Origin of the sequence: Ornithinimicrobium faecis, from assembly GCF_023923225.1 — a bacterium.
GTDB lineage: Bacteria > Actinomycetota > Actinomycetes > Actinomycetales > Dermatophilaceae > Ornithinicoccus > Ornithinicoccus faecis.
Genome location: NZ_CP099489.1, coordinates 2,477,611 through 2,490,023, shown reverse-complemented (window position 1 = coordinate 2,490,023; position 12,413 = coordinate 2,477,611). Strand labels below are relative to the sequence as shown.

7 protein-coding genes are annotated in these 12,413 nt (G+C 69.2%); 4 read left to right on the top strand and 3 right to left on the bottom strand.

The annotated features are described in order from the left end of the window. Nucleotides 1-10: 10 nt before the first annotated feature. The 3 genes from NF556_RS11565 to NF556_RS11555 all read left to right on the top strand — a co-directional run bounded on the left by NF556_RS11565 (nt 11) and on the right by NF556_RS11555 (nt 1,543). Nucleotides 11-217 (top strand): hypothetical protein, encoded by a 207-nt coding sequence (locus NF556_RS11565; protein ID WP_252591089.1) that lies wholly within the window; start codon nt 11-13, stop codon nt 215-217. Between the two features lies 1 nt (nt 218). Then, nucleotides 219-1,049 (top strand): hypothetical protein, encoded by an 831-nt coding sequence (locus NF556_RS11560; RefSeq protein WP_252591088.1) that lies wholly within the window; start codon nt 219-221, stop codon nt 1,047-1,049. A gap of 116 nt (nt 1,050-1,165) precedes the next feature. Then, on the top strand, nt 1,166-1,543 hold the full coding sequence (locus tag NF556_RS11555) for a terminase (RefSeq protein ID WP_252591087.1): 378 nt from the start codon (nt 1,166-1,168) through the stop codon (nt 1,541-1,543). A 908-nt stretch (nt 1,544-2,451) separates the two neighbouring features. On the opposite strand, the gene NF556_RS11550 is transcribed toward NF556_RS11555, so the two are convergent. The 3 genes from NF556_RS11550 to gltB all read right to left on the bottom strand — a co-directional run bounded on the left by NF556_RS11550 (nt 2,452) and on the right by gltB (nt 9,235). Next, the gene (locus NF556_RS11550) at nt 2,452-3,123 is read right to left on the bottom strand and encodes an MBL fold metallo-hydrolase (protein WP_252591086.1); all 672 of its coding nucleotides are present in this window, start codon (nt 3,121-3,123) and stop codon (nt 2,452-2,454) included. Between the two features lie 75 nt (nt 3,124-3,198). Beyond that, complete coding sequence (locus NF556_RS11545; RefSeq protein ID WP_252591085.1) at nt 3,199-4,656, bottom strand: glutamate synthase subunit beta; 1,458 nt, start codon at nt 4,654-4,656, stop codon at nt 3,199-3,201. After that, a complete protein-coding gene (gene gltB / locus NF556_RS11540) occupies nt 4,649-9,235 on the bottom strand; it encodes a glutamate synthase large subunit (protein WP_252591084.1) in 4,587 nt (1,528 codons plus the stop codon). The genes NF556_RS11545 and gltB overlap by 8 nt, the downstream gene beginning before the upstream one ends. Nucleotides 9,236-9,465: 230 nt before the next feature. Here gltB and uvrA point away from each other — a divergent pair, with 230 nt between their 5' ends. Beyond that, the gene (gene uvrA, locus NF556_RS11535) at nt 9,466-12,411 is read left to right on the top strand and encodes an excinuclease ABC subunit UvrA (RefSeq protein ID WP_345780112.1); all 2,946 of its coding nucleotides are present in this window, start codon (nt 9,466-9,468) and stop codon (nt 12,409-12,411) included. Nucleotides 12,412-12,413: the final 2 nt, after the last annotated feature.

Here is a 12,413-nt window from a genome sequence, read left to right as displayed (position 1 = left end):
GAGAACCCCAATGCATGACGAGGACGAGTGGCAGGCCGTCATAGACGCCCGCGCCCAAGAGATCGAGACAGACCCCAACCCCAACCCCTACGAGCGGCGCCGGCGCATCGCAGCCGAGTTCGCAGCGTGGGCCGAGTCCCACGTGCCCAACGGATCGACCACCACCACGAGCACCGACCTGGGCGACCTTGCCCACAACATCACGGAGGACAACTGACATGACCGCCACGACCACGCACCGCGCCCCCAGCTACCGCCCCGCACCCGCCACGACGCACAACGCCATGCAGCGACTCGAGGCCGCCTACCGACTCGCGAAGGTCGACCCGCCGACCCGCAGCACCGAAGTGCTGGCCGCCGTCAACGAACACCCCACCGCAGCCAGCGTGGCCCGTGACCTGGCCGCCGAGGCGATCGCCGCCCCTGACCCCGGCCCGTGGATCGAGGACGCCCTGCCGCGCATCCAGCGCGCCCAGGCAGCCGACGCCCTACGCGCCGCGCTACGGGAGCACCACGCCGCCGCAGCACGGGCCGCACACCCGCGCATGGTCGCCACCGCTACCGAGGCCGTGGCCGACGCATTCAGCGCCACCGTGGCCCAGCTGGCCAAGGCTGCCGGCAAGCTGCCCGACGGGCCAGACCCGCTGGACCTCGAGGCCGTGGTGGCTCTGGACGCGACACGGGAGCACAAGAGCGCGCTTGCTGCGTTGTCTGACCTGGCAACGTTCGCCGGCGTTCACGACCCGTACCTGAGCGGGGACACCGCGCCCCGGGTGGCTGCCCTGCTGCCGGTGGTGGACGTACCCCAGGTACCCCAGGAGATACGTACCGGGCTGGGCGAGGGCACCACCAACCCCGACGCCGAGCGCGACAACGTGCGCGCCATGTTCCGCCGAGCCGAGCGTTACGGCGCAGACGCTGCACTGATCGCCCTAGCCCGAGGCGAGTTCGGCAAGCGGCTGCGCATCAACCTCGCGCGAGACGGCGCCGAACTGGTCAAGCGAACCGAGCGCGCGCGCATCGCTCACACCTACAGAACCGCCGGGTGACCCCCCAGGGGGGCACCCCCCAGGCGGCCCCACCGGGAACCGGGGAGGAGGCCCAAAGAAACCCCGGCACTACCTAACGCTGAGATTGCCCCTGAGAGGGCTAGAGAGAGGCTGAGATGAGCACACAGAGCACACCCAGGGCACCGACCGGTCTAGGCGCTCGAGGTCGCCGTTTCTGGCGCGGAACGGTGGGCGAGTTCGATCTGTCGGGCGCTGAGTTGGAGATTCTGGCCGAGGCGTGCCGCACGCTTGACGACCTGGACCGGCTGGCCGAGATGGTGGCCGAGAACGGGGCCACGGTGAAGGGCTCTCAGGGGCAACCCGTGGTGAATCCTGCTCTCACGGAGTCTCGTGGGCAACGGCTGGCGCTGCACCGGCTGGTGTCTGCGTTGCAGCTGCCGGACGCCGACGACACGCCGATCCCCACCGCGGCACAGATGCGGGGCAAGAGGGCCGCCCAGGTCCGGTGGCGCCACCACGTGAAGGAGGGGTGAGGCGTGGCCCGCCGCCGTCGTCCGCACGAGCTGCGGGCACCGGCACCGGACGAACTACCGCCCGAGTTGGCCGCTGGGCCGTGCATCGAGGACTGGTGCACGGGCACGCCGCCGGACTACCAACGCCACGAGCCACAGTGGCCGGCGATGCGCGCCAGGCGACGTTGGGCTGAGGCTGTCGACCAGTGGGCACTAGATACCGGCTGGGCACGGGAGGACCGACCCGCCATGAACGCCCGTAACCTGGCCCGCACGCGCCACCCGTGGTCGAGAGTGTTTCTTACCGGCAACGGCGAGGGTGACCGGGTGGACTACCTCGAGGGCCGGCGCGCTGACTGTCCACCGAGGCCGCGGCCGGGCTGGTCGCCTGACTACTGACCGGCTCACATAGACGCAGCACCCCTCGCCGGGGCCGGTGGGGGGTGCTGTTTGTCGTCGGGCCAACGAGCGCGAGCCGTCGAACCTCCGCCTCGCTGCCGACACGATGGAGCGCACCGGCTGGACCGTGGCGCGCCTCATCGCGGCGTCGGTCGAGGTTGACGCAAATACGGGGCGACCCACAAAAGGTGGGCCGCAGGCCCAGGTTTCCAAGCTCGGAGTTCATCGCGCGGCCGACCTGATGAAGAAGTCGCATCACACCATCCGCGCCTACCTCGCCGCCTGGAACGCCGCCGCTGCTGACGGTCTGTGTGCCCCGTCCTCTGACCTCACTCCCGAGGATGGTGCGGCTGCGAACCTCCCTGATGCCGAGTGGAGCGACTACTACGCCAACACCAAGCCCCGCGGCGTCGGCACCTGTGACGGAGGGCAGCCGCGGTGGCGACACCACAGGCGAGCATTCCGCCGCAGACCGAAAGTTCCCCGTGTACAGGGCGGCCAAGGTGATCTGTCGGGCACCACCACTGCGACTACCAGCCGCGCGCCCGCCATTCTTCGAGGTGGGGACGCTCGGCACCGAGGGTGGTGCTGTCACCGTGGCCCGGATGAACCACGGTGTTGTCGGGGTAGACATCGAAGACTCTGGACTCAACATCGTCGAGCAGTTGAGTGAAGTCCTCCGGTGTTGTTACCCGTCCAACACCCCCGGGGAACAGGCTGTCGCCCGTGAACAGGTGGGCGCGCCCGGCCCCGTCGGTCAGGGCCAGGGCGACCGAACCCGGTGTGTGGCCACGCAGCGCGATCACATCGAGGACAAGCTCACCGATGCTGACCCGATCACCCTGGGTCAGTTCGACGTCCGGCGGGACGGGCAACGCCGACGCGTCGGGCGCCCCCGCCGCCGTGCGCGGGGAATGCGCCGCGACGACGGCCTCCAGCGCCCGGTGGTGGTCCCAGTGCTGGTGCGTCGTGACCACGGTGGTCAGCCGTCCGGACCCGGCAGAGACCAACTCGGCGAGGCGCTCCGGCTCGGCGGCAGCATCCACCAGGAGCTGATCACCGGTGCGACGGCAGGTGACCAGATAGCAGTTGTTGTTCATCTCGGACACGCTGACCTTGCGCACCAGGGCGTGCCCGAGGTTGCTGAGCCAGAAGGGGCCACCCGTCTCGACGTGGGCAGCATCCGGTGAGGTGTCAACCATGGCAGTGAGTCTATGCCGGACGCTCACACCATGACCTCACACTGTGACCTCACCCTGTGACCTCACACTGTGACCTCACACTGTGATCGGGGCGTCGGTCGGCCGCACCGGTGCCGGCAGCGACGTGGTGCCGGTCAGGAAGCGATCAACCTCCGCGGCGCACGCCCGGCCCTCGGCGATGGCCCAGACGATGAGCGACTGTCCCCGGCCGGCGTCACCGGCGACGAAGACACCCGGCACCTCGGTGGCATAGTGCTCGTCCCGGACGAAGACGCCGCGAGCGGTGGTCGGCAGTTCGGTGCCAGTGGTCACGACGGGGTCCGGGCCCGTGAAGCCCAGCGCCACGAGGACCAGGTCCGCGGGGATGGTGCGCTCGGTCCCGGCCTCGGCGTCGAAGCGACCGTCGATCCGCTCGCCATCAACGATGTGCACCCCGCTGACCACGCCGTCGGTGGTGACGACCTCCAGGGTGTTGACCCCGAACATGCGCTCACCCCCCTCCTCGTGGGACTCGCCGACCCGGTGGATCAGCGGATACATCGGCCACGGATGGTGCTCTGGCCGCTCTGTGGGCGGCTGGGGCCGGATGTCGAGCTGGGTGACGCTGGCCGCCCCCTGACGGATGGCCGTGCCATAGCAGTCGGCACCGGTGTCACCGCCGCCCACGATGACCACGTGCCGGCCCGCGGCGTCCATGCCGCGATCGGCACCCAGCGCCTCGCGGTTGGCTGGCACCAGATAGTCCATGGCAGCGTGCACACCGGGCACCTCCTGGCCGCTGACCCCGAGGGGACGAGGAACGGTGGAGCCCACGGCGAGGACGACGGCGTCGAAACGCTCGCTGAGGTCGGCGATGCTGAGGTCGGCGGGACCGTCGCCACCGATCGTGACACCGGTCCGGAACCGGATGCCCTCGGAGCGCAGCTGGACGAGCCGGCGGTCGAGCACCGACTTCTCCATCTTGAACTCGGGGATGCCATAACGCAGCAGACCGCCGACCGCGTCGTCGCGCTCAAAGACGACGACGGTGTGACCAGCGCGGCCCAGTTGCTGCGCCGCGGCCAACCCGGCCGGGCCGGACCCGACGACCGCGATGGTCTTGCCGCTGAGCCACTCCGGCTCCTGGGCGGTCACCATCCCGTTGTCGAAGGCCCGGTCGATGATCGAGACCTCGACCGACTTGATCGTCACCGCAGGCTGGCTGATGCCCAGGACACACGCGGTCTCGCAGGGCGCAGGGCACAGACGCCCGGTGAACTCGGGGAAGTTGTTCGTGGCGTGCAGCCGCTCGATCGCCTCCCGGAAGTTGCCACGACGCGCCAGGTCGTTCCACTCGGGGATCAGGTTGCCCAGCGGACAACCCTGGTGGCAGAACGGGATGCCGCAGTCCATGCACCGCCCGGCCTGGCGGCGGAGCACGCCGTCCTCCTGGGCGGTGTGCACCTCCTTCCAGTCCATGATGCGCACCGGCACCGGCCGGCTGGGCTGGGGCTCGCGGTCACGATGGTTCAGGAAGCCATGAGGGTCAGCCACGGGAGTCCTCCAGGATCATTTGCCAGGCATGGGGGCCGTCTGGGTCCTCGCCGCGGGCGGCGATCTCCTCGCGGATGCGGAGCACCCCGGCATACTGCCTCGGGGTGATCCTGGTGAAGCGGGTCGGCCAGTCCGGGGTGTCCAGGATCAGTTGAGCGACGGTCGATCCGGTCAGGGTGATGTGCTCGGTGAGCAACTCGTGCAGCACCCCGGCGGTCGGACCGCCGGGCTCGACCGGGTCGAGGATCAGGTCACCAGAGGTGACGGCGCCCTGGTTGACCCGGCTCGGCTCCAGATCGAGGACGTATGCCGTGCCGCCAGACATCCCGGCGCCCACGTTGCGACCGGTCGGGCCGAGGATCAGCACGGTCCCGCCGGTCATGTATTCGAGGGCGTGGTCTCCGACGCCCTCGACCACGGCGATGGCGCCGGAGTTGCGCACGCAGAAGCGCTCGCCCACGAGTCCGCGCAGGTTGAGCTGGCCCGACGTCGCGCCGTAGGCGATGACATTGCCGGCGATCACCTGGTCGGCCGCACGGAAGGGAGCCTCGTCGGGTGGGCGCACCACGATCTGCCCGCCGGACAGACCCTTGCCGACATAGTCATTGGCGTCGCCGACCATCCGCAGCGTGATGCCGCGCGGCAGGAAGGCCCCGAGGGACTGACCTGCAGACCCGGTGAGGGTGAAGTCGATCGTGCCGTCGGGCAGCCCGTCGGCGCCGTGCCGCCGGGTCACCTCGTGGCCGAGCATCGTGCCGAGCGTGCGATTGACGTTGCGGACCGCGAACTCGCCGGTGACGTGCGCCCGGTGCTCCAGGGCGGGAGTGGCCGCCTCGATCAGCTGGTGGTCCAGGGCCTGCTCCAGGCCGTGGTCCTGGCTGGTGCTGCGTCGCAGTGAGGCACCAGCGGGGACTGACTCCGAGTGCAGCAGCGGCCCGAGGTCGAGGCCCTGGGCCTTCCAGTGGGTGGTCGCCGCCTCGGCATCGAGCAGGTCCACCCGGCCGATCACCTCATCGAGCGTGCGATAGCCGAGCGAGGCCAGCAGCTCGCGGACCTGCTCGGCGATGAACTGGAAGAAGGTGATGACGTGCTCCGCCTGCCCGGTGTATCTCGAGCGCAGCTCGGGGTTCTGCGTGGCGACCCCGACGGGGCAGGTGTCCAGGTGACAGACGCGCATCATGACGCAGCCGGAGACAACCAGGGGAGCCGTGGCGAAACCGAACTCCTCCGCCCCCAGCAGCGCCGCGATGACGACGTCTCGACCTGTCTTGAGTTGACCGTCGACCTGGACGGTGATCCGGTCGCGCAGGCCGTTGCGCAGCAGGGTCTGTTGCGTCTCGGCCAGGCCGAGCTCCCAGGGCGTGCCAGCGTGCTTGAGGGAGGTGAGCGGGCTCGCCCCCGTGCCGCCGTCAAAGCCGGAGATGAGCACCACGTCGGCATGCGCCTTCGAGACGCCCGCGGCCACGGTGCCGACCCCGATCTGACTGACCAGCTTGACGTGGACGCGTGCCCGGGGGTTGGCGTTCTTGAGGTCGTGGATCAGCTGGGCCAGGTCCTCGATGGAGTAGATGTCGTGGTGCGGGGGAGGCGAGATCAGGCCGACGCCCGGGGTCGAGTGGCGGGTCGCTGCCACCCAGGGATAAACCTTGCCGGGGGGCAGCTGTCCGCCCTCTCCGGGTTTGGCGCCCTGGGCCACCTTGATCTGGATGTCGTCAGCGCTGACCAGATAGGCACTGGTCACCCCGAACCGGCCCGAGGCCACCTGTTTGATAGCCGAGCGGCGCTCCGGGTCGGTCAACCGGTCTGGCTCCTCACCTCCCTCGCCGCTGTTGGACTTGCCGCCGAGGCGGTTCATGGCGATGGCGAGGGTCTCGTGTGCCTCGCGGGAGATGGAGCCAAAGCTCATAGCCCCCGTGGCGAACCGCTTGACGATGTCACTGACCGGCTCGACCTCCTCCAGCGGCACGGGCTCCCGGTCCCCGGACAGCCGCATCAGACCGCGCAGTGTCATCAGCTGCGCCGACTGGTCATCGACCAGGTCGGTGTACTGCCGGAAAATGTCGTAGCGTCCGGCGCGGGTGGCGTGCTGCAGCCGGAACACGGTCTCGGGGTTGAACAGGTGAGGCGGCCCCTCGCGCCGCCATTGGTACTCGCCCCCGATGTCGAGGTTGCGGTGGTAGGGCGGGATCCCGCTGAGGGGATAGGCCACCTCGTGGCGACGAGCCACCTCCTGTGCGATGACGTCGAGGCCGACACCGTCCAGCTGGCTGGTCGTGCCCGTGAACCACCGGTCGACCAGGTCACGGGACAGGCCGACCGCCTCGAACGTCTGGGCTCCCCGGTAGGACGACACGGTGGAGATGCCCATCTTGCTCATCACCTTCAGGACGCCCTTGCCGAGAGCCCTGATCAGATTGCTGATCGCCACGTCAGGGTCGAGTCCGTCCAGCTGCTGACCCGAGCGGCACAGGTCCTCAACCGTCTCCATGGCCAGGTAGGGGTTGACTGCCGCGGCGCCGTACGCGACGAGCAGCGCGACGTGGTGCACCTCGCGCACGTCACCGGCCTCGACGAGCAGACCAACCCTGGTGCGGGTGTGCTCGCGCACCAGGTGGTGGTGGACGGCGCTGGTGAGCAGCAGTGAGGGGATCGGAGCGTGCTCCCGGTCGGCGTGCCGGTCAGACAGCACGATGAAGAAGGCCCCACGGGCGACCGCCTCGGACACCTGCCGGCAGATCTCCTCGAGCCGCTCCTGGAGGGCGGCGCCGCCGCCGTCCACCCGGTAGAGGCCGCGCACCACAACCGGTGCGAAGTCGGGGTGGAGTCCCTCGAGGTTGATGTGCCGCAGGCTCGCGAGCTCGTCGTTGTCGATCACCGGGAAGTCCAGCTCCACCTGACGGGCGTGGGCCGGGCCCTCCTCGAGCAGGTTGGGCTCGGGCCCGGTCGAGGTGGCCAGCGAGGTGACGACCTCCTCACGGATGGCGTCCAGGGGCGGGTTGGTGACCTGGGCGAAGGCGCCGACGAAGTAGTCGAAGAGGAGCCGGGGTCGCTCGGAGAGGACGGCGATCGGGGTGTCCGAGCCCATCGCGCCCAGTGGCTCCGTGCCCTGCTGGGCCATGGGGGAGAGCAGGATCCGCAGCTCCTCCTCGGTGTAGCCGAAGATCTGCTGGCGTCGGGTGACCGAGGCGTGCGTGTGCCGGACGTGGGCGCGCTCGGGCAGGTGCTCCAACCGGACCAGGTTGTCGCTCAACCACTGCCGGTAGGGCTGCCGGGCCGCCAGCTCGTGCTTGAGAGCCCGGTCGTCCACGATCTCGCCGGCTGCGGTGTCCACCAGGAACATCCGGCCCGGCTCAACACGTCCCTTGCGGACCACGGACTCCTCCGGGATCGGCAGGACCCCGGACTCGCTGCTGAGGACCACCAGGCCGTCGTCGGTCACCCAGTAGCGCGAGGGCCGCAGGCCGTTGCGGTCGAGAATGCCGCCCACCTGGGTGCCGTCGGTGAAGACCAGGTTCATCGGGCCGTCCCAGGGCTCCATCATCATCGAGTGGAACTCGTAGAAGGCCCGGATGTCGTCAGGGAGCTCCGCGTTGTTCTCCCAGGCCTCGGGGACCATCATCAACACCGCGTGCGGCAGGGACCGGCCGCCGAGGTGGAGGAGCTCGAGGACCTCGTCGAACGTCGCGGAGTCGCTGGCGCCCGGCGTGCAGATCGGCAGGGCGTCCGACAGGTCACCGGGAAACACCGAGGTGTCCAGGTTGCTCTCCCGCGCGTTCATCCAGTTGCGGTTGCCGCGCACGGTGTTGATCTCGCCGTTGTGCGCGATGACCCGGTAGGGGTGGGCCAACGGCCAGGACGGGAAGGTGTTGGTCGAGAAGCGGGAGTGCACCACGGCCAGCTGGGACTCGTAGCGCTCGTCGGTGAGGTCCGGGAAGAACTCGGCGAGCTGCGTCGTGGTCAGCATCCCCTTGTAGCCCAGGGTCCGCGAGGAGAGCGAGACGGGGTAGACCTCGCTCTGGCGCTCGATCACCCGGCGCGCCAACCAGGCGCGTCGCTCCAGCTCCAGCCCCGACTCCCCGGTGCGGGAGACCACCACGACCTGGCGCATGACCGGCATCGCGGCGCGAGCCAGCGGGCCGACGATCTCCGGGTGGGTCGGCACGTCACGCCAGGTGAGCACGTCCAGACCCGACCGGTGCAGGATCTCCTCGACCGCCGTTGTCGCCCCCTGCGGGTCCGCAACGGGCAGGAAGAGCAGCCCCACGGCATACGAACCCGCTTCTGGCAGGTCGATGTCCAGCACCTCCCGCAGGAACCGGTCCGGCACCTGGGTGAGGATGCCGGCGCCGTCACCGGAGTCCGGCTCGGCCCCCACGGCCCCCCGGTGGTCCAGGTTGTGCAGGGCAGTGAGCGCGTGGGCCACGATGTCGTGCCCGGGGGAGCCGCGCAGGGTCGCGACGAAGGCCACGCCGCAGGCATCGTGCTCGTGGGCCCCGTCATAGAGGCCTGCGGGGAAAGCAGCGGGCGGCCGTCCGGGGGCGGCCGAGGAAGGGGACGTCAGGGAAGGGCTCTGGTTCATGGCACCGTCTCGTGGGCGGGCAGCCTGTAGCCGCGTGAAAATGACCCGGGACGTCGCTGTCCCGCTGTGGCACAGCACCTCTGACGATGTCGAAAAGTGCTGCGGTGACTGTAAACGCTGCGGTCCGCCACCGGAAGGAAGCGTGCCGAGCATCACATAACTATGCGGAGAACAGCATAACTTGTCGCTGGGCGCGGTCAGTGTCACCGGCAGGACTTAACATCGAGAGCGTGCCATCCACGACTCCCACCACCATCCCCCACCGGCACGACCAGTTGGTCGTGCGCGGTGCCCGCGAGCACAACCTCAAGGACGTCTCGGTCGAGATCCCGCGCGACTCCCTGGTCGTCTTCACCGGTCTGAGCGGTTCGGGCAAGTCCTCGCTCGCCTTCGACACGATCTTCGCCGAGGGGCAGCGACGCTATGTCGAGTCGCTGTCGGCCTATGCCCGTCAGTTCCTGGGCCAGATGGACAAGCCGGACGTCGACTTCATCGAGGGGCTGTCACCGGCGGTCTCGATCGACCAGAAGTCCACCAACCGCAACCCGCGCTCGACCGTGGGCACGATCACCGAGGTCTACGACTACCTGCGCCTGCTGTATGCCCGCGTCGGGCACCCGCACTGCCCGGTCTGTGGTGAGGCCATCGCGCGCCAGACCCCGCAGCAGATCGTGGACCAGTTGCTGGAGCTGCCCGAGGGCACCCGGTTCCAGGTGCTGGCCCCGGTCGTGCGATCCCGCAAGGGCGAGTATGTCGACCTGTTCAGCGAGCTGCAGACCAAGGGCTTCTCGCGGGCGCGGGTGGACGGTGAGGTCGTCTCGCTGAGCGAGCCACCGGTGCTGGAGAAGCAGAAGAAGCACACCATCGAGGTGGTAGTCGACCGCCTCGTGGCCAAGGGCGGCGAGAGCAAGGCCAAGCAGCGGCTGACCGACTCGGTCGAGACGGCTCTGGGGCTGGCCGGCGGGCTGCTGCTCGTGGAGTTCGTCGACATCGCGGACGACGACCCCGAGGGCCGCCCGCGCGAGCGGCGCTTCTCCGAGCGGATGGCCTGCCCCAACGACCACCCGCTGGCCATCGACGAGGTCGAGCCCCGGTCGTTCTCGTTCAACTCCCCTTTCGGGGCCTGCCCGTCGTGCACCGGCATCGGCGTCGAGCTCGAGGTCGACCCGGAGCTGGTCATCCGTGATGAGGACGCCTCGATCATGGAGGGTGCCATCACCCCCTGGTCGACAGCGCACGGCATCAGCGACTACTTCATCCGGGTGCTCGGCGGGCTGGGGGAGGACCTCAAGTTTGACCTGGACACCCCCTGGCGGGCCCTGCCCGGGCGGGCGCGGGACGCGATCCTGCACGGTTACAAGCACAAGGTGCACGTGCGCTATCGCAACCGGTTCGGCCGGGAGCGGGCCTACAGCACCGGCTTCGAGGGCGTCATCCCCTACGTGAAGCGCAAGCACGCCGAGACCGAGTCGGACATGAGCCGCGAGCGCTACGAGTCCTACATGCGCGAGGTGCCCTGTCCCGCGTGTCAGGGGAGCCGGCTCAAGCCAGAGATCCTGGCCGTGACCATCGGGGGCAAGAACATCTCCGAGGTCTGTGCCCTGCCGATCGACCAGTGCGCGGACTTTGTGCGGGACCTGGACTTCAGCGAGCGTGAGGCGCAGATCGCCGAGCGGGTGATCGTCGAGGTGATGTCTCGCCTGGGCTTCCTGCTCGATGTCGGTCTCGACTACATCTCCCTGGACCGCCCGGCCGGAACGCTGTCCGGTGGTGAGGCCCAGCGGATCCGGTTGGCGACGCAGATCGGCTCCGGCCTGGTGGGCGTGCTCTATGTCCTGGACGAGCCCTCGATCGGGTTGCACCAGCGAGACAATCACCGGCTCATCGAGACGCTCACCCGGTTGCGTGACCTGGGCAACACGCTGATCGTGGTCGAGCACGACGAGGACACGATCGAGGCGGCCGACTGGGTCGTCGACATCGGCCCCGGCGCGGGCGAGCACGGCGGTCAGGTGGTGCACTCCGGGTCGGTGCAGGACCTGCTGACCCACGAGAGCTCGCTCACCGGTGCCTACCTCTCGGGCCGTCGTGAGATCGCGGTGCCACCGAAGCGCCGGCCCCAGGACGGGCGCTATGTCAAGGTCATCGGCGCCCACGAGCACAACCTGCAGGGCATCGACGTGCGCTTCCCGCTGGGCAACCTGGTCGCGATCACCGGTGTCTCCGGCTCGGGCAAGTCCACCCTGGTCAACGACATCCTCTACAAGGTGATGGCCAACCGGCTCAACGGTGCCCGGCAGGTGCCCGGGCGGCACAAGCGGGTCGAGGGCCTGGAGGAGCTCGACAAGGTCGTGCACGTCGACCAGGGGCCGATCGGCCGCACGCCGCGCAGCAACCCGGCGACCTACACCGGGGTGTTCGACCATGTCCGCAAGCTGTTCGCCGAGACGACCGAGGCGAAGGTGCGCGGCTATCTGCCGGGCCGCTTCTCGTTCAACGTCAAGGGCGGGCGCTGCGAGGCGTGCTCGGGTGACGGCACGCTCAAGATCGAGATGAACTTCCTGCCGGACGTCTATGTCCCCTGCGAGGTGTGCCACGGCGCTCGCTACAACCGCGAGACCCTCGAGGTGCACTTCAAGGGCAAGACCATCTCCGACGTGCTCGAGATGCCGATCGAGGAGGCCGCGGACTTCTTTGCTGCCGTCCCGGCCATCTCCCGGCACCTGAAGACGCTGGTCGAGGTCGGTCTGGGCTATGTCCGCCTCGGACAGCCCGCTCCGACCCTGTCCGGTGGTGAGGCACAGCGGGTCAAGCTCGCGGCGGAGCTGCAGAAGCGCTCGACCGGCCGCACCGTCTACGTCCTCGACGAGCCGACCACGGGTCTGCACTTCGAGGACATCCGCAAACTCCTCGGTGTCCTGCAGGGGCTGGTCTACAAGGGCAACACGGTCCTGGTGATCGAGCACAACCTCGATGTCATCAAGAGCGCCGACTGGGTCGTCGACCTCGGCCCCGAGGGTGGCCGGGGCGGTGGCACGGTCGTCGCCCAGGGCAGCCCGGAGAAGGTTGCTGCCGAGTCGGACAGCCACACCGGCCGCTTCCTGGCTTCCCTCATGGAGCGGGGCCGCTCGGGACGCAGTGCGACGCCGGCCAGGCCTCGAGGGCGGTCCGCCTGACC

Bases quoted from the DNA above. Each gene is read 5' to 3' on its own strand.
- NF556_RS11565 (WP_252591089.1), top strand. From the start codon at position 11: ATGCATGACGAGGACGAGTGGCAGGCCGTCATAGACGCCCGCGCCCAA.
- NF556_RS11560 (WP_252591088.1), top strand. From the start codon at position 219: ATGACCGCCACGACCACGCACCGCGCCCCCAGCTACCGCCCCGCACCC.
- NF556_RS11555 (WP_252591087.1), top strand. From the start codon at position 1,166: ATGAGCACACAGAGCACACCCAGGGCACCGACCGGTCTAGGCGCTCGA.
- NF556_RS11550 (WP_252591086.1), bottom strand. From the start codon at position 3,123: ATGGTTGACACCTCACCGGATGCTGCCCACGTCGAGACGGGTGGCCCC.
- gltB (WP_252591084.1), bottom strand. From the start codon at position 9,235: ATGAACCAGAGCCCTTCCCTGACGTCCCCTTCCTCGGCCGCCCCCGGA.